Source organism: Klebsiella sp. GL120222-02, from assembly GCF_003097195.1.
In the GTDB taxonomy this organism is placed as follows: domain Bacteria; phylum Pseudomonadota; class Gammaproteobacteria; order Enterobacterales; family Enterobacteriaceae; genus Klebsiella; species Klebsiella variicola.
The window spans coordinates 470,391-487,181 of record NZ_QEQO01000003.1 but is presented as its reverse complement, the minus strand read 5'-3'; the positions used below and the strand labels follow the sequence as shown (position 1 = coordinate 487,181).

The following is a 16,791-nucleotide window of genomic DNA, read 5'->3' as shown; positions in this document are numbered from 1 at the left end:
ATTATCGCGGGTAGTTTTGCCGTCCGAACGGTCGGTACCCAGATTGAGGATCCACGATTAATGAGCGATATGGCAGAGCGCCTTGCGCTGCATGAATTTACGGAAAATGCTTACCTGAACTACTCCATGTACGTGATCATGGACAGGGCATTACCGTTTATTGGCGATGGCTTAAAACCGGTCCAGCGTCGCATCGTCTACGCGATGTCCGAGCTGGGGCTGAACGCCAGCGCGAAATTCAAAAAGTCCGCCCGCACCGTCGGCGACGTGTTGGGTAAATATCACCCGCACGGCGACAGCGCCTGCTATGAAGCGATGGTGCTGATGGCGCAGCCGTTCTCTTACCGTTACCCGCTGGTAGACGGGCAGGGAAACTGGGGTGCGCCGGACGATCCGAAATCCTTCGCCGCCATGCGTTACACCGAGTCCCGCCTGTCGAAGTATGCTGAACTGCTGCTCAGCGAGCTGGGACAGGGAACGGTCGACTGGGTACCAAACTTTGACGGGACGCTGCAGGAGCCGAAAATGCTGCCTGCGCGTCTACCGAACATCCTGCTTAATGGCACCACCGGCATCGCGGTGGGTATGGCCACTGATATTCCGCCGCACAACCTGCGTGAAGTGGCCAAAGCGGCTATTACCCTGATTGAGCAGCCGAAAACGACTCTCGACGAACTGCTGGATATCGTGCAGGGGCCGGATTTCCCGACCGAGGCGGAGATCATCACCTCGCGGGCGGAAATTCGCAAAATCTACCAGAACGGACGCGGCTCAGTGCGCATGCGCGCGGTGTGGAGCAAAGAGGACGGCGCGGTGGTGATTAGCGCGCTGCCGCACCAGGTTTCCGGCGCCAAAGTGCTGGAGCAGATTGCGGCGCAGATGCGCAATAAAAAGCTGCCGATGGTTGACGATCTGCGCGACGAATCGGACCACGAAAACCCGACCCGTCTGGTGATCGTCCCGCGCTCCAACCGGGTGGATATGGAACAGGTGATGAACCACCTGTTTGCCACTACCGATCTGGAAAAAAGCTACCGCATCAACCTCAATATGATCGGCCTCGACGGACGCCCGGCGGTGAAAAACCTGCTGGAGATCCTCAGCGAGTGGCTGGTGTTCCGTCGCGATACCGTGCGTCGCCGTCTGAACCATCGGTTAGAGAAAGTGCTTAAGCGCCTGCATATCCTTGAAGGTTTGCTGGTGGCGTTTCTCAATATCGATGAAGTGATCGAGATCATCCGCACCGAAGATGAACCGAAGCCAGCCCTGATGTCGCGCTTTGGCATCAGCGAAACCCAGGCGGAAGCGATTCTGGAATTAAAACTGCGCCACCTCGCCAAACTGGAAGAGATGAAGATCCGCGGCGAGCAGGACGAGCTGGAAAAAGAGCGCGACCAGCTGCAGGCGATTCTGGCTTCTGAGCGTAAAATGAACAACCTGCTGAAAAAAGAGCTGCAGGCTGATGCCGATGCTTTCGGTGACGAACGCCGCTCGCCGCTTCACGAACGTGAAGAAGCGAAAGCGATGAGCGAGCATGATATGCAGCCGTCTGAGCCAGTGACTATCGTTCTGTCGCAGATGGGCTGGGTGCGGAGCGCCAAAGGGCACGACATTGACGCTCAGGGCTTGAGTTATAAAGCGGGCGACAGCTGGAAGGCCTCGGCGAAAGGCAAGAGCAACCAGCCGGTGGTGTTTATCGATACCACCGGGCGCAGCTATGCCATCGATCCGATTACCCTGCCTTCCGCGCGTGGCCAGGGCGAGCCGCTTACCGGTAAGCTGACTCTGCCGCCGGGGGCGACCGTGGAACATATGCTGATGGAAAGCGACGATCGTAAGCTGCTGATGGCTTCCGACGCGGGCTACGGTTTTGTCTGCACCTTCAACGATCTGGTGGCGCGCAACCGTGCCGGTAAAGCGCTGATCACCCTGCCTGACAACGCGCACGTGATGCCGCCGCTGGTGATTGAGGACGAGTCCGATATGCTGCTGGCCATCACGGCAGCCGGACGGATGCTGATGTTCCCGGTGAGCGATCTACCGCAGCTGTCGAAAGGCAAGGGCAACAAAATTATCAGCATTCCTGCGGCGGAAGCCGCCGCCGGGCAGGATGGCCTGGCGCATCTGTTTATCCTGCCACCGCAGAGCACGCTCACCATCCATGTTGGCAAACGGAAAATCAAACTGCGTCCGGAAGAGCTGCAAAAAGTCACCGGCGAGCGTGGTCGCCGCGGTTCGCTGATGCGCGGGCTGCAGAAGATCGACCGTGTTGAAATCGACTCGCCGCGCCGCGCCGCGGCAGGCGATAGTGAAGAGTAAACGCCACTCCTCCCGTCTTTGACGGGAGGAGGCGAAAAAATGCCGCAAAATCGTTGTTTATTCAGGCGTTGCGATTAACAATGTCCATCACCAGGGACCCAGGAAGAACGGTCCCGGCCTGCGCAGAACTGATGAGCCTGCCTTCTGTCAGCAGCGAATAATTCTAAGCGGTTTGGGTTTTAGAGGTAGCTATGCTATTCATTTTTCGAGTAATTTTCGTGGTCATTTATTGCATCGTGGTGTGCATACTTGGCTGTCTGTACTGCTTGTTCAGCCCGCGTAATCCAAAACATGTTGCCACTTTCGGCCATCTGTTTGGCCGCTTATCTCCGGTATTTGGCCTGAAGGTGGAACTGCGCAAACCTGCTGATGCGGAAAGCTATGGCAACGCGATCTACATCGCTAACCACCAGAACAACTATGATATGGTGACGGCCTCGAACATCGTGCAGCCGCCGACGGTCACCGTAGGTAAAAAAAGCCTGCTGTGGATCCCGTTCTTTGGCCAGCTCTACTGGCTGACGGGCAACCTGCTGATTGACCGTAATAACCGGACCAAAGCGCATGGCACCATTGCTGAAGTGGTGAATGCCTTTAAAAAGCGTAAAATTTCGTTCTGGATGTTCCCGGAAGGGACCCGCAGTCGCGGCCGCGGCCTGCTGCCTTTTAAAACCGGCGCCTTTCACGCGGCGATCGCCGCTGGCGTACCGATTATTCCGGTGTGCGTGTCCAACACATCGAACAAAATTAAGCTCAACCGCTGGAACAACGGTCTGGTGATTGTTGAGATGCTGCCGCCGGTGGATACCAGCCAGTTCGGTAAAGACAACGTGCGCGCGCTGGCGACGCATTGCCGCGAGCTGATGGCCGCCAAAATTGCTGAGCTGGACAACGAAGTGGCCGCGCGCGAAGCGGCTAAAAAGTCATAAGACAGGAAACGCCGCCAACGCGCGCGTATTGCTGGCGGGAAACGAATTCCCTTTTTCATTTGTCAGTATGTCATGGAGTTAATATGTCACTCAGTCGGCGTCAGTTTATTAAGGCTTCCGGCGTAGCGCTGTGCGCTGGCGCCGCGCCGCTGAAAGCCCATGCCGCCGGCCAGCAGCTTGCGCTGCCGGTTCCGCCGCTGCTGGAATCGCGTCGCGGTCAGCCGCTGTTTCTGACGCTGCAGCGTTCGCACTGGTCGTTTACGCCAGGCACTCGCGCCCCCGTCTGGGGGATCAATGGCCGCTACATGGGGCCGACGATCCGCGTCTGGAGCGGGGACGACGTCAAGCTTATCTACAGCAACCGTCTGACTGAGAATGTCGCGATGACTATCCGCGGCCTGCAGGTGCCTGGCCCGCTGATCGGCGGCGCGGCGCGTATGATGTCGCCGAACGCCGACTGGGCGCCGGTGCTGCCTATCCGCCAGAGCGCTGCCACCTTGTGGTATCAGGCCAACACGCCGAACCGGATGGCGAAGCAGGTATACAACGGCCTGGCCGGCATGTGGCTGGTGGAAGATGAGGTCAGCAAGAACCTGCCAATCCCTAACCACTACGGCGTTGATGACTTCCCGGTGATTATTCAGGACAAGCGGCTGGATAACTTCGGCACGCCGGAATATAGCGAACCGGGGAGCGGCGGCTTCGTTGGCGATACGCTGCTGGTTAACGGCGTGCAGAGCCCGTATGTCGAAGTGTCGCGCGGCTGGGTGCGCCTGCGCCTGCTGAACGCCTCCAACTCCCGGCGCTATCAGCTGCAGATGAGCGATGGCCGACTGCTGCATGTGATTTCCGGGGATCAGGGGTTCCTGCCGGCGCCGGTCTCGCTCAAGCAGCTGTCGCTGGGGCCGGGGGAACGGCGTGAAATTCTGGTCGATATGACCAACGGCGATGAAGTGTCCATTACCTGCGGTGAAGCGGCGAGTATTGTCGACCGTATCCGCGGCTTTTTTGAACCGTCAAGTATTCTGGTCTCCACGCTGGTGTTGACCCTGCGCCCGACCGGACTGCTGCCGCTGGTCACCGACAGTCTGCCGGTGCGTCTGCTGCCGACCGAACTGCTCTCCGGCACGCCGATCCGCAGCCGGGATATCACCCTTGGCGACGATCCGGGCATCAACGGCCAGCTGTGGGATCCGCAGCGTATCGATATCACGGCGCAACAGGGGACCTGGGAGCGCTGGACGGTGCGCGCCGACCGCCCGCAGTCGTTCCATATTGAAGGGGTGATGTTCCAGATCCGTAACGTCAACGGCTCGTCGCCCTTCCCGGAAGATCGCGGCTGGAAGGACACCGTGTGGGTCGACGGGCAGGTTGAACTGCTGGTCTACTATGCTCAGCCGTCGTGGCCGCACTTCCCGTTCCAGTATCTGAGCCAGACGCTGGAGCTTGCCGACCGCGGCTCGATCGGCCAGATGCTGGTGAATCCCGCGCCGTAATCTCTTCAACCCTGGCCGGAACACGGTCAGGGTTTGAGAAAATCCTCCTTCATTTCCACTATCATTCCGGCTTATAATCCACGCCCTTTTGGTTATTTTTTTATCATTTCCCCCGGAAGCAATATGAGCGCAATATCCCTGATCCAACCGGATCGTGACCTTTTTTCCTGGCCGCAATACTGGGCTGCCTGTTTTGGCCCTGCGCCATTTTTACCGATGTCGCGTGAAGAGATGGACCAACTTGGCTGGGATAGCTGCGACATTATTCTGGTGACCGGCGACGCCTACGTCGACCACCCGAGCTTCGGGATGGCCATCTGCGGCCGTATGCTGGAAGCGCAGGGGTTCCGGGTGGGGATCATTTCCCAGCCGGACTGGAACAGCAAAGACGACTTTATGCGCCTGGGTAAGCCGAACCTGTTCTTCGGCGTGACCGCGGGCAATATGGACTCGATGATCAACCGCTACACCGCCGACCGTAAGCTGCGCCATGACGATGCTTACACCGCCGGCAACGTGGCGGGTAAACGCCCGGACCGCGCCACCCTGGTCTACACCCAGCGCTGTAAAGAGGCGTGGAAAGACGTGCCGGTGATCCTCGGCGGCATCGAGGCCAGCCTGCGCCGTACCGCGCATTATGATTACTGGTCCGATACCGTGCGCCGCTCGGTGCTGGTGGACTCCAAGGCCGATATGCTGATGTTCGGCAACGGCGAGCGTCCGCTGGTGGAAGTCGCGCATCGCCTGGCGATGGGCGAAACCATCGACCAGATCCGCGATGTGCGCAATACCGCCATCATGGTGAAAGAGGCGCTGCCGGGCTGGAGCGGCGTCGATTCCACCCGCCTGGATACGCCTGGCAAAATTGATCCCATCCCGCATCCGTACGGTGAGGATCTGCCGTGTGCCGATAACAAGCCGGTTGCGCCGAAAAAGCAGGAAGCCAAAAGCATCACCGTGCAGCCGCCGCGGCCCAAACCGTGGGAAAAGACCTATGTGCTGCTGCCTTCCTTCGAGAAGGTGAAAGGCGATAAGGTCCTGTACGCTCACGCTTCGCGTATTCTGCACCATGAAACCAACCCCGGCTGCGCCCGGGCGCTGATGCAAAAGCATGGCGAACGCTATATCTGGATCAACCCGCCGGCAATCCCGCTCTCGACTGAAGAGATGGACAGCGTCTTCGCGCTGCCTTACAAGCGTGTGCCGCATCCTGCTTACGGCGACGCGCGTATCCCGGCGTATGAGATGATCCGTTTCTCGATCAACATCATGCGCGGCTGCTTCGGCGGCTGTTCGTTCTGCTCAATCACCGAGCACGAAGGGCGCATTATCCAGAGCCGTTCAGAAGATTCGATCATTAATGAAATCGAAGCCATTCGCGACACGGTGCCCGGCTTTACCGGGGTGATCTCCGATCTCGGCGGACCAACGGCCAACATGTATATGCTGCGCTGCAAATCGCCACGCGCCGAGCAGACCTGCCGCCGTCTCTCCTGCGTCTACCCGGATATCTGCCCGCACATGGATACCAACCATGAGCCGACGATCAATCTTTACCGTCGCGCCCGTGAGCTGAAGGGCATTAAGAAGATCCTCATTGCCTCTGGCGTACGCTATGACATCGCCGTCGAAGATCCGCGCTATATCAAAGAGCTGGCGACCCACCACGTCGGCGGCTATCTGAAGATCGCCCCGGAGCATACCGAAGAGGGGCCGCTGTCGAAGATGATGAAGCCGGGGATGGGCAGCTACGACCGCTTTAAAGAATTGTTTGATACCTATTCGAAGCAGGCGGGTAAAGAACAGTATCTGATCCCGTACTTTATCTCCGCCCATCCGGGAACCCGTGATGAAGATATGGTGAACCTGGCGCTGTGGCTGAAGAAACATCGCTTCCGTCTCGACCAGGTGCAGAACTTCTATCCGTCGCCGCTGGCGAACTCGACCACTATGTATTACACCGGCAAGAACCCGCTGGGCAAGATTGGCTATAAGAGCGAAGAGGTGGTGGTGCCGAAGGGCGATAAACAGCGCCGTCTGCATAAAGCGCTGTTGCGCTATCACGATCCGGCAAACTGGCCGCTGATCCGTCAGGCGCTGGAGGCGATGGGTAAAAAGCACCTGATTGGCTCACGCCGCGACTGCCTGGTGCCTGCCCCGACGCTGGATGAGATGCGCGAAGCGCGTCGCCAGAACCGCCATACCCGTCCGGCGCTGACCAAGCACACGCCGATTGTACATCAGCGTTCTAACGGTGAAACGACGGCGAAAAAACCGGTCAAACGCGGTAAAGTCGCCGGGCGTTAAGCCTGACGTTGTGCCCGGTAGCGCTTTGCTGGCCAGGCCAGTTAGAGAGCCGGATAGGCGTCAGTGCTATCCGGCTTTTTTATATGTTAGCCGCCAAACTGATCCGGATCGGGCCCTAAACGCTTGCCCTGGTCCAGCTTCGCGATTTCGCTGAGTTCGTCTTTGTCGAGACGGAAATCCCAGACGTTAAAGTTTTCCGCGATACGCGACGGCGTCACTGATTTCGGGATCACCACCAGACCGCTATCAAGATGCCAGCGGATGACGATTTGCGCCGGCGTTTTGCCGTACTTATCGGCGAGCTGGTGGATGACTTTCTGATCGAACACCCCTTTACCGCCCTGGGCCAGCGGGCTCCAGGATTCGGTCTGGATCTTGTGGGTGGCGTTCCAGGCATGCAGCTGACGCTGCTGCAGCAGCGGATGGAGCTCAATCTGGTTGATCACCGGTGCGACGCCGGTTTCATCAATCAGCTTCTGCAGATGCGGGACCTGGAAATTACACACGCCGATGCTTTTCGCCAGCCCCTGCTGCTGCAGCTCGATCAGCGCCTGCCAGGCTTCGACGTAATGGCCGATCGCCGGCACCGGCCAGTGGATTAAGTAGAGATCCACATAGTCGAGCTTCAGCTTGCTGAGGCTCTCTTTCAGCGCCTCGTGCGGCCGTTTTTGATCGTCGTTCCACAGCTTGGTGGTGATGAACAGCTCATCGCGATTGACGCCTGCGCTGTGCAGCGCGTTGCCGACGCCGGCCTCATTTTGGTACGCGGCGGCGGTGTCAAAAGAGCGATAACCGACTTCCAGCGCCTTATGAATGGCGGAGACGACTTCCTCGTTGCCAGCTTTCCACACGCCGAGACCCAGCTGCGGCATCAGGTTGCCGTCGTGTAGTTTTATAACGGTTGGATGTGTCATGCCTTCCTCCTGTTAATGAACTCGGCGAGGCAGAATCCGCCGAGGGGTAGCATTAAGTCTGGACGAAATAGCTAAAAACGGTAGTAAAAACACCTCTCCCCGACGTTTGTTTAACGTAAGGAGAGGTGAATCAGGCGGGGTTAAATTAGCGAGCAGCCTCGTAAATACGGCGGCTGACGTCCAGGGTGATATCCTGATGTTCGCCCAGTTTGGTCATGCCGTGCTCTTCCAGTTTCGCCAGCAGCGCCGGGATGGAGCTACCGTCGAGACCGTAATCGGAGAGGCGGGTCGGCACCCCCATCTGCTCGAAGAAACTACGGGTTGCGGCAATAGCGGCATCGATACGCTGTTCTTCGGAGCCCTCGGTGATATTCCATACGCGCTCGGCATACTGCAGCAGCTTCGCGCGCTTGGTATCGCGTTTCTCATTCCACAGCGCCGGCAGCACGATAGCCAGCGTCTGGGCGTGATCCAGACCATGCATCGCCGTCAGTTCGTGGCCGAGCATATGGGTCGCCCAGTCCTGCGGCACGCCAGCGCCGATCAGGCCGTTCAGCGCCTGGGTCGCGGCCCACATAATGTTGGCGCGCACGTTATAATTTTCCGGCTCCTGCAGCGCTTTTGGACCATCCTCGATCAGGGTCAGGAGAATGCCTTCGGCGAAGCGGTCCTGAATTTTGCCGTCAACCGGGTAGGTGACGTACTGTTCGACGGTATGGACGAAGGCGTCAACCACGCCGTTGGCGACCTGGCGCGGCGGCAGGGTATAGGTGTAGACCGGGTCGAGGATCGCGAACTGCGGCTGAACGTGCGAAGACATAAACGCGCGTTTGTCGCCGGTAGTTTTCCGCGAAATCACCGCCCCTTTGTTTGATTCAGAACCGGTCGCCGGCAGAGTGAGAACCGAGCCCATTGGAATGGCGCTGGCGATCTTACTGCCATAGGTTTCCAGAATTTCCCACGGATCAATGTTGGCGTCATAGTGGGCTGCTGCCGCGATAAATTTGGTGCCATCCAGTACTGAACCGCCGCCGACCGCCAGCAGGAAGGTGACCTTCTCTTCACGGGCGAGCTTCACGGCGTTCATCAGAGTTTCGTAAGACGGGTTCGGCTCGATGCCGCCAAATTCAAGGACATCCAGGCCATTCAGGGCGGTGAGTACCTGATCCAGGACGCCCGTTTTTTTCACGCTGCCGCCGCCGTAGGTGATCAGTACGCGAGCCTCCGCCGGGATCTGTTCACGCAGCTTTTCAATCGCGCCTTTGCCAAACAGAATGCGGGTTGGGGTATGCAGGTCAAAATTATTCATTGCTAGTGTCCTCAAAAGAGTAAAACCGCCGACAGGGACGATACCGCTGCCAGATGACGGTTATTGTGGTCCTGGCGCCGTTGACCCTCAATGCACATTTCTGCCGATGTCTTGCCTATTTCTCCATGTGGCTGGAGAATTCTCGCCAGCCTGCGCACAATGTATGGGTGAAGAAACATCGGGAGAGGCGGTGGCAATGCAACACGCACAGATATGCCAGATATTGACAGAGAAGATTAACCAGCTGAAAGATAAGCACGAACTGTTAAGTTCGCTGCTGCCTGACGTCCGCCTGCTGTATGGGACGCAGCCGGGTACCCGGACGCCGGTGATGTATCAGCCGGGGATCGTTTTTCTCTTTTCCGGCCATAAAATTGGTTATATCAATGAGCGGACTTTTCGCTACGACACAAATGAATATCTGCTGCTGACCGTGCCGCTGCCCTTCGAATGCGAAACCTTTGCCACCCCGGAGGTGCCCCTCGCCGGGATGCGTCTGAACGTCGATATCCTGCAACTGCAGGAGCTGCTGATGGATATTGGCGAGGATCCGCTGTTTCAGCCCGCCGTCGCCTCCAGCGGAATAAATTCGGCAGTGCTTTCCGAAGATATTTTGTGCGCTGCCGAACGGCTGCTCGACGTCATGGATCGTCCGCTGGACGCGCGCATTCTTGGCAAGCAGATTATCCGTGAAATCCTCTACTATGTGCTGACGGGCCCCTGCGGCGGCGCACTGCTGGCGTTGGTCAGCCGACAGACCCATTTCAGTTTGATAAGTCGCGTGCTGAAACACATCGAGAGCCAGTACACCGAAAACCTGAGCGTCGATCGGCTGGCGGCAGAGGCGAATATGAGCGTCTCGGCGTTTCACCATAATTTTAAATCGGTGACCAGTACTTCACCGCTGCAGTATCTGAAAACCTACCGTTTGCACAAGGCGCGTATGCTGATGATCCATGACGGCATGAAGGCCAGCGCGGCGGCGATGCGGGTGGGGTATGAAAGTCCTTCGCAGTTCAGCCGCGAGTTTAAGCGCTACTTCGGTATGACGCCCGGGGAAGATGCCGCACGAATTCGCACGATGCAGGGCATGTAATATCGGGAAGGGCAAGCCGGGCGGGCGCAGGCCCCCCGGCAGGTGGCCGTCAGGCGCTGCAGTATTTCTTTTTGATCACCACGAACAGCGTGCCGAGCAGGCCCGCCAGCAGCAGAGCAATCGGCAGGATCATCAGGCAGGTCATGACCTGATCTTCATGGCGCTTCACAAACGGGATCATGCTCAGCGCATAGCCGAGACCCGTGACCACGCCAACCCACAGCAGGGCGCTCAGCCAGTTGAAGAACTGAAAGCGGCGGTTCGGCAGGCCGGAAATCCCCGCCATGGTTGGCAGCAGGGTGCGGACAAATGCCAGAAAGCGGCCCGCGAGCAGCGCCAGCAGGCCGTGGCGATCAAACATACAGGTGGCGCGCTGATGGTACTTGTGCGGCAGATGCGCCAGCCAGCCTTTCACCGTTTGCGTATTGCCCAGCCAGCGCCCTTGCACATAGCTCAACCAGCAGCCGAGGCTGGCGGCGGCGGTCAGAATGGCGATAGTGGGCACAAAGTCCATGACGCCTTTAGCAATCAGCGCGCCGGCGAGCAGCAGCAGGCTGTCCCCCGGTAAAAAGGACGCGGGCAGCAGCCCGTTTTCCAGAAACAGGGTGGCGAACATAACCAGATATACAACGCCCACAACGTGAGGGTTCGCCAATGCGGCAAAATCATGTTGCCACAACGCGGCGACAATCTCTTGAATGACAACCATGGACTTTCCTAAGTGGTACCGTATTGTTGACTAGTGTACTCCTGAAGAGACCCGAGCACCTTGATCCCGGGCGCAACAAAAGCGGCCGCTTTGCTAAAAAGCGTCCGCTATTGTTGCCACTGACTGTCACTTTACACGATACGCGCGAAGCCCGCTGCTAAATCCGCCTGCAGATCGTCAACATTTTCGAGACCAATGTGCAAACGGATCAACGTGCCGCTGAAGTCGACTTCCGCATCCGGTCGGATGTGAGCGATTTGCTCCGGCTGATTGGCCAGAATCAGCGATTCAAAGCCGCCCCACGAGTAGGCCATGCTGAACAGGCTGAAGTTGTCGAGATACGCTGCCAGCTCAGCGTCGTTGAGACGCTTGTTGAGCACAAACGAGAACAGCCCGCTGCTGCCGGTAAAATCGCGCTTCCAGAACTCATGGCCTTTACTGCCGGGCAGGGCGGGGTGGTTGACCCGCGCCACCTGCGGATGCTGCGCCAGCCACTCGGCGATGCGCAGGCTGCTTTCATGATGCTGACGCAGGCGCACGCCCAGGGTGCGCAGGCCGCGGCTGGTCATATAGGCGGTATCGGCGTCCAGCATTTGTCCCATCAGATAGGCATTCTCACGCAGCTGCGGCCAGCAGCGCGCGTTCGCCACCGCAGTGCCGACCATGGCGTCGGAATGGCCGATCAGGTATTTGGTGCCTGCCTGAATAGAAATATCGATGCCAAAATCCAGCGCTTTGAACAGGATCCCCGCCGCCCAGGTGTTATCGATCATGATAATCGCTTCCGGGGCGACCTGACGCACGGCGGCGACAATCGCTGGCACATCATGCACTTCCATGGTGATGGAGCCAGGCGATTCAAGGAACACCACGCGGGTCTCCGGCCGAATAAGTTGGGCAATATCGGCGCCAATGAGGGGATCGAACCAGCTGGTGGCGACGCCGAGTTTAGCGAGAATTTTGGTACAAAAATCCTGGCTTGGCTCATAGGCGGTATTGGTCATCAGCACATGGTCGCCCTGTTCGACGAACGCCAGGATGGTGTTGGCCACCGCGGCCGCGCCACAGGGGAAGAGGGCGCAGCCGGCGCCGCCTTCCAGCTCGCACATCGCTTCCTGCAGCGAGAAGTGGGTCAGGGTGCCGCGACGCCCGTAGAACAGCTCGCCGTTGGCCCGATTGCGGGTGGCGTGTTTTTTGGCTTCCACGGTATCGAAAACCAGCGATGACGCGCGCTGGATCACGCTGTTCACTGAGCCCTGGGTATATTTTTTGCTCCGTCCGGCGTTGACCAGCGCGGTATCAAGATGTTTATCAGCCATGTTGATGAACCTGTTTTTATACGTCTGGACGTCTAAACTAGCATGAATCTTCTTTTCTGTACCAGTGCGGCGCCGATACAGGCGAAAATTTTACCAGGCCCGCAGTAAGCCGCTTTTTTACTGCGTGAGCGCAAGGAAAATAAACGTGATTTGCTGCACAGTGTAAATACTAATGAGAACCACTATCAATTCGATGTCGTTTTGATATTATTGTGGGCAGATTTTGTGATTATCGTCGTGGAGATAGAGCGTGGGTAATAATTTGATGCAGGCGGATCTCTCCGTTTGGGGTATGTATCATCATGCCGATATTGTCGTTAAGGTGGTGATGATTGGCCTGATTCTGGCGTCGGTCGTCACCTGGGCCATCTTTTTCGGCAAAGGGGCGGAAATCCTCGCCAGCAAGCGACGCCTCAAACGTGAACAGCAGCAGCTGGCGGAAGCCCGCTCTCTCGATCAGGCCAGCGATATCGCCAGCGCCTTTGAGGCGAAGAGCCTGACCACCCAGCTTATCAATGAAGCACAGAACGAACTCGAACTCTCTGCCGGTGCCGAAGACAATGAAGGCATCAAGGAACGAACCGGTTTTCGCCTTGAGCGCCGCGTCGCGGCGGTCGGTCGCCATATGGGACGCGGCAATGGTTATCTGGCCACCATCGGCGCCATTTCGCCGTTCGTGGGTCTGTTCGGGACCGTCTGGGGCATCATGAACAGCTTTATCGGTATCGCCCAGACGCAGACTACCAACCTTGCGGTGGTAGCGCCGGGCATCGCGGAAGCGCTGCTGGCGACGGCCATCGGCCTGTTCGCCGCCATCCCGGCGGTGGTCATCTATAACATCTTTGCCCGCATGATTGGCAGCTACAAGGCCTCGCTCGGCGACGTCGCCGCTCAGGTGCTGCTGCTGCAAAGTCGCGACCTGGACCTCAGCGCCAGCGGTGTGAAGCCGGTGCGTAGCGCGCAGAAATTACGGGTAGGTTGATCGGCTATGGCGATGCGTCTTAATGAAAATCTGGACGATAACGGCGAAATGCATGAGATCAACGTGACGCCGTTTATCGACGTCATGCTGGTTCTGCTGATTATCTTTATGGTGGCTGCGCCGCTGGCGACGGTTGACGTGAAGGTGAATCTGCCGGCCTCCTCCAGCCAGCCGCAACCGCGACCGGAAAAACCCATTTATCTGTCGGTGAAGGCGGATAAGAGCATGTTCCTCGGCAACGACCCGATTACCGAAGCGAATATGATTAACGCCCTGGATAGCCTGACCGCCGGCAAAAAAGATACCACTGTCTTCTTCCGCGCGGATAAAACCGTCGATTACGAGACGATGATGAAAGTGATGGATACCCTGCATCAGGCGGGCTATCTCAAGATCGGGCTGGTGGGCGAAGAGACCGTCAAAGCCAAATAACCCGATTCTGTTCCTGAAAAGGCTGGCCGCGCGCCGGCCTTTTTTATGGCCGTCTGCCGGCGATGTGTTGGCCTGGCGTTGCCATCACGTTATCTGTCTGAGATATAATGTCGCTTCTTTTTGTTAACTAACAGGATTATATGGAACGCTTTCTGGAAAACGCTATGTACACTTCGCGCTGGCTGCTGGCACCGGTTTATTTTGGCCTTTCGCTGGGACTGGTCGCGCTGACCATCAAATTTTTTCAGGAGATCGTCCACGTTCTGCCGCATATCTTCAGCGTCAGCGAGTCGGAATTGATCCTGACGCTGCTGTCGCTGGTGGACATGACCCTGGTGGGTGGCCTGCTGGTGATGGTGATGTTCTCGGGCTATGAGAATTTCGTGTCGCAGCTGGATATCAATGAAGGGAAAGAGAAGCTGAGCTGGCTCGGTAAAATGGACGCCACCTCTCTGAAGAATAAAGTCGCGGCGTCAATTGTGGCGATCTCCTCTATCCACCTGCTGCGGGTGTTTATGGATGCGAAAAACGTGCCGGACAACAAGCTGATGTGGTACGTGATTATCCACCTGACCTTCGTCCTTTCGGCCTTTGTGATGGGCTATCTCGATCGTCTGAACAAAGTGAAACACTGATCTCTTCTCTCCCGGCGGTGTTAGCCGCTGGGCTTTTTTCTCCCCCGTTTCTGCTTCTCTGCGCTGGCGTATGTCCGGGCTTCTGCTTTGCTTAAAGGGCGCTTAACAACGGAGGCAAGGTGATGACGCGATTAACGGCCAAAGATTTCCCGCAGCAGCTGCTCGAGTATTATGACTACTATGCCCACGGCAAAATCAGCAAACGCGAGTTTCTCCAGCTGGCGGGGAAATATACTGTCGGCGGGATGACCGCGCTGGCGCTGTTTAATCTGCTGAAGCCCGACTATGCCCTGGCAGAGCAGGTACTGTTCACCGATCCGGATATCCGTCCGGAGTATATTCATTATCCCTCTCCTGACGGCCACGGCGAAGTGCGGGCTTACCTGGTGACGCCGACGAAAATAGCCGACAAAGCGCCCGCCGTTGTGGTGGTACATGAGAACCGAGGCCTCAATCCCTACATTGAAGACGTAGCCCGGCGGGTCGCGAAAGCGGGATATATCGCGCTGGCGCCTGATGGCCTGAGCGCCGTCGGCGGCTATCCGGGGAATGATGATGAAGGCCGCGCGCTCCAGCAGAAAGTCGATCCCGTGAAGCTGATGAATGATTTTTTTGCGGCGGTCGCGTTTATGGCGAAGCATCCACAGGCGACGGGGAAGGTCGGTATCACCGGGTTTTGTTACGGCGGCGGCGTCAGCAACGCGGCGGCGGTGGCGATCCCGGAGCTAGCCTGCGCGGTGCCGTTTTACGGCCGCCAGCCGCCGCTGAAGGAGGTCGATAAAATTAAAGCGCCGCTGCTGCTGCACTATGCCGGCCTCGATAGCGGCATTAATGAAGGCTGGCCCGCCTATGAACAGGCGTTGAAGGAACACCATAAAGTCTACGAGGCCTATCTCTATCAGGGCGTGAATCACGGCTTTCATAATGATTCCACGCCGCGCTACGATCGGGCTGCGGCTGATCTGGCCTGGCAACGTACGCTGGCATGGTTTGAGAAGTATTTACGCTAGCGCAAACGACATAAATAGCGCTACCGCTCGCTCAAAAAAACGCTATATAATTTATTATACAGCGATTGGGAGGGCGCGATGGAAAATCATTTTGGCAAAGGCTTAATGGCGGGGCTACAGGCATCCTATGCTGACACCGCCGCGCATGCGGCGAATTTTTGCGCCGACTATAAACGCGGGTTTGTGCTCGGCTACTCGCACCGCATGTTTGAAAAAACCGGCGACCGCCAGCTCAGCGCGTGGGAGGCGGGGATCCTGACCCGTCGCTATGGCCTTGACAGAGATATGGTGATGGATTTCTTCAAAGAAGGTGGGTCGGGTATGGCGATGCGCTATTTTCTGGCGGGCTATCGGCTGGAAAGCTAAACAGGACGGCTTCGCAGGCGGAGCCGTCCTGTGGTGGGAACCCTTTCCCGTCAGCGGGAAAGGGTGAAGACCTTACGCCTGGCGCTTATCTTCCGTTTGGGTGTCAAAGTCGCGGGCGTCGTGGCGCTCATGTAACTGCTCATTGAGCGGGCCGTTGGTGCGGTTGACGATGCGTCCGCGCTTGACGGCCGGGCGTTTGCCCACATCCTGCGCCCAGCGCAGCACGTTTTTATAGCTCCCGGCGTCGAGGAACTCCGCCGCGTTATAGACATTGCCCAGCACTACGTTGCCATACCACGGCCAGACAGCCATATCGGCGATGGTGTACTCCTCGCCGGCCACATAGCGACCGCGGGCGAGCTGTTTGTCCAGCACGTCGAGCTGGCGTTTGGCTTCCATCGTAAAGCGGTCGATCGCGTACTCGATCTTCACCGGCGCATAGTTATAGAAGTGGCCGAAGCCGCCGCCGAGGAATGGTGCCGCGCCCTGCAGCCAGAACAGCCAGTTGAGGGTTTCGGTGCGGCCGGCAGGATCTTTTGGCAGGAAGAAGCCAAATTTTTCCGCCAGATAGAGAAGAATGTTGCCGGACTCAAATACCCGGGTCGGCGGCGTGGTGGAGTGGTCGCTGAGGGCCGGGATCTTCGAGTTCGGGTTGATATCGACAAAGCCGCTGGAAAACTGATCCCCTTCGCCAATGCGTATTAGCCAGGCGTCGTACTCCGCGCCGCTGACGCCCAGCGCCAGCAGCTCCTCCAGCATGATGGTCACCTTCTGGCCGTTGGGCGTGCCCAGTGAGTATAGCTGGAGCGGATGGGTCCCGACCGGCAGGACGCGTTCATGGGTCGCGCCGGAAACGGGACGGTTGATATTGGCGAACGCGCCGCCGCTGTTTTGCTTCCATTCCCACACTTTGGGTGGCTGGTAGTTTTGCTCTGACATGCTGGTTTGCCTTTTTCGTGGATGTACAA

General features: G+C 57.8%; 15 protein-coding genes. 10 read left to right on the top strand and 5 right to left on the bottom strand.

Translation table 11 applies throughout. From position 1 onward, the window contains the following. The first annotated feature begins 60 nt into the window (after positions 1-60). From parC to N438_RS12310, 4 genes are all read left to right on the top strand, one after another. Positions 61-2,319 (top strand): DNA topoisomerase IV subunit A, encoded by a 2,259-nt coding sequence (gene parC, locus N438_RS12325; protein ID WP_008806506.1) that lies wholly within the window; start codon positions 61-63, stop codon positions 2,317-2,319. A gap of 191 nt (positions 2,320-2,510) precedes the next feature. Beyond that, on the top strand, positions 2,511-3,248 hold the full coding sequence (plsC, locus tag N438_RS12320) for a 1-acylglycerol-3-phosphate O-acyltransferase (protein WP_008806505.1): 738 nt from the start codon (positions 2,511-2,513) through the stop codon (positions 3,246-3,248). Positions 3,249-3,331: 83 nt separating this feature from the next. Beyond that, on the top strand, positions 3,332-4,744 hold the full coding sequence (gene ftsP, locus N438_RS12315; RefSeq protein ID WP_008806504.1) for a cell division protein FtsP: 1,413 nt from the start codon (positions 3,332-3,334) through the stop codon (positions 4,742-4,744). A 33-nt stretch (positions 4,745-4,777) separates the two neighbouring features. Continuing rightward, entirely contained in the window at positions 4,778-7,051 is a 2,274-nt protein-coding gene (locus N438_RS12310; protein WP_012540546.1) for a YgiQ family radical SAM protein, read from the top strand. A gap of 86 nt (positions 7,052-7,137) precedes the next feature. Here N438_RS12310 and dkgA read toward each other — a convergent pair whose 3' ends face one another. Together dkgA and yqhD are read right to left on the bottom strand one after the other, a co-directional pair. Continuing rightward, positions 7,138-7,965 carry a 2,5-didehydrogluconate reductase DkgA gene (gene dkgA, locus N438_RS12305; RefSeq protein WP_008806502.1) on the bottom strand — a complete coding sequence of 276 codons (828 nt, stop codon included), beginning with the start codon at positions 7,963-7,965 and terminating at the stop codon, positions 7,138-7,140. 145 nt (positions 7,966-8,110) lie between these two features. Next, a complete protein-coding gene (gene yqhD / locus N438_RS12300) occupies positions 8,111-9,274 on the bottom strand; it encodes an alcohol dehydrogenase (protein ID WP_116696313.1) in 1,164 nt (387 codons plus the stop codon). Between the two features lie 196 nt (positions 9,275-9,470). Here yqhD and N438_RS12290 point away from each other — a divergent pair, with 196 nt between their 5' ends. Then, positions 9,471-10,370, top strand: a complete 900-nt coding sequence (locus N438_RS12290; RefSeq protein WP_012967218.1) for an AraC family transcriptional regulator — start codon at positions 9,471-9,473, stop codon at positions 10,368-10,370. Positions 10,371-10,419: 49 nt separating this feature from the next. Here N438_RS12290 and yghB read toward each other — a convergent pair whose 3' ends face one another. Next, positions 10,420-11,079, bottom strand: a complete 660-nt coding sequence (gene yghB / locus N438_RS12285) for a DedA family general envelope maintenance protein YghB (RefSeq protein ID WP_004205217.1) — start codon at positions 11,077-11,079, stop codon at positions 10,420-10,422. Positions 11,080-11,210: 131 nt separating this feature from the next. Beyond that, positions 11,211-12,398 (bottom strand): cystathionine beta-lyase, encoded by a 1,188-nt coding sequence (metC, locus tag N438_RS12280; RefSeq protein WP_022064944.1) that lies wholly within the window; start codon positions 12,396-12,398, stop codon positions 11,211-11,213. A 250-nt stretch (positions 12,399-12,648) separates the two neighbouring features. Here metC and exbB point away from each other — a divergent pair, with 250 nt between their 5' ends. The 5 genes from exbB to N438_RS12250 all read left to right on the top strand — a co-directional run bounded on the left by exbB (position 12,649) and on the right by N438_RS12250 (position 15,823). Continuing rightward, on the top strand, positions 12,649-13,380 hold the full coding sequence (gene exbB, locus N438_RS12270) for a tol-pal system-associated acyl-CoA thioesterase (protein ID WP_004174395.1): 732 nt from the start codon (positions 12,649-12,651) through the stop codon (positions 13,378-13,380). A gap of 6 nt (positions 13,381-13,386) precedes the next feature. Then, the gene (exbD, locus tag N438_RS12265; protein WP_012967219.1) at positions 13,387-13,812 is read left to right on the top strand and encodes a TonB system transport protein ExbD; all 426 of its coding nucleotides are present in this window, start codon (positions 13,387-13,389) and stop codon (positions 13,810-13,812) included. Between the two features lie 140 nt (positions 13,813-13,952). Further along, positions 13,953-14,447, top strand: a complete 495-nt coding sequence (locus N438_RS12260; RefSeq protein WP_008806498.1) for a TIGR00645 family protein — start codon at positions 13,953-13,955, stop codon at positions 14,445-14,447. 122 nt (positions 14,448-14,569) lie between these two features. Continuing rightward, positions 14,570-15,457, top strand: coding sequence for a YghX family hydrolase (gene yghX, locus N438_RS12255; protein WP_023298222.1), 888 nt, complete (start codon positions 14,570-14,572; stop codon positions 15,455-15,457). A gap of 78 nt (positions 15,458-15,535) precedes the next feature. Further along, positions 15,536-15,823, top strand: a complete 288-nt coding sequence (locus N438_RS12250; RefSeq protein WP_002916743.1) for a DUF2623 domain-containing protein — start codon at positions 15,536-15,538, stop codon at positions 15,821-15,823. A gap of 72 nt (positions 15,824-15,895) precedes the next feature. Here N438_RS12250 and yghU read toward each other — a convergent pair whose 3' ends face one another. Beyond that, positions 15,896-16,762, bottom strand: coding sequence for a glutathione-dependent disulfide-bond oxidoreductase (yghU, locus tag N438_RS12245; protein WP_116696312.1), 867 nt, complete (start codon positions 16,760-16,762; stop codon positions 15,896-15,898). Positions 16,763-16,791 lie beyond the last annotated feature (29 nt).

Excerpts from the sequence above, each read along its gene's own strand:
- N438_RS12290 (WP_012967218.1), top strand. The coding sequence starts at position 9,471 with ATGCAACACGCACAGATATGCCAGATATTGACAGAGAAGATTAACCAG.
- plsC (WP_008806505.1), top strand. The coding sequence starts at position 2,511 with ATGCTATTCATTTTTCGAGTAATTTTCGTGGTCATTTATTGCATCGTG.
- yghU (WP_116696312.1), bottom strand. The coding sequence starts at position 16,762 with ATGTCAGAGCAAAACTACCAGCCACCCAAAGTGTGGGAATGGAAGCAA.
- exbD (WP_012967219.1), top strand. The coding sequence starts at position 13,387 with ATGGCGATGCGTCTTAATGAAAATCTGGACGATAACGGCGAAATGCAT.
- parC (WP_008806506.1), top strand. The coding sequence starts at position 61 with ATGAGCGATATGGCAGAGCGCCTTGCGCTGCATGAATTTACGGAAAAT.
- ftsP (WP_008806504.1), top strand. The coding sequence starts at position 3,332 with ATGTCACTCAGTCGGCGTCAGTTTATTAAGGCTTCCGGCGTAGCGCTG.
- dkgA (WP_008806502.1), bottom strand. The coding sequence starts at position 7,965 with ATGACACATCCAACCGTTATAAAACTACACGACGGCAACCTGATGCCG.
- N438_RS12260 (WP_008806498.1), top strand. The coding sequence starts at position 13,953 with ATGGAACGCTTTCTGGAAAACGCTATGTACACTTCGCGCTGGCTGCTG.
- yqhD (WP_116696313.1), bottom strand. The coding sequence starts at position 9,274 with ATGAATAATTTTGACCTGCATACCCCAACCCGCATTCTGTTTGGCAAA.
- yghX (WP_023298222.1), top strand. The coding sequence starts at position 14,570 with ATGACGCGATTAACGGCCAAAGATTTCCCGCAGCAGCTGCTCGAGTAT.
- metC (WP_022064944.1), bottom strand. The coding sequence starts at position 12,398 with ATGGCTGATAAACATCTTGATACCGCGCTGGTCAACGCCGGACGGAGC.
- yghB (WP_004205217.1), bottom strand. The coding sequence starts at position 11,079 with ATGGTTGTCATTCAAGAGATTGTCGCCGCGTTGTGGCAACATGATTTT.
- N438_RS12250 (WP_002916743.1), top strand. The coding sequence starts at position 15,536 with ATGGAAAATCATTTTGGCAAAGGCTTAATGGCGGGGCTACAGGCATCC.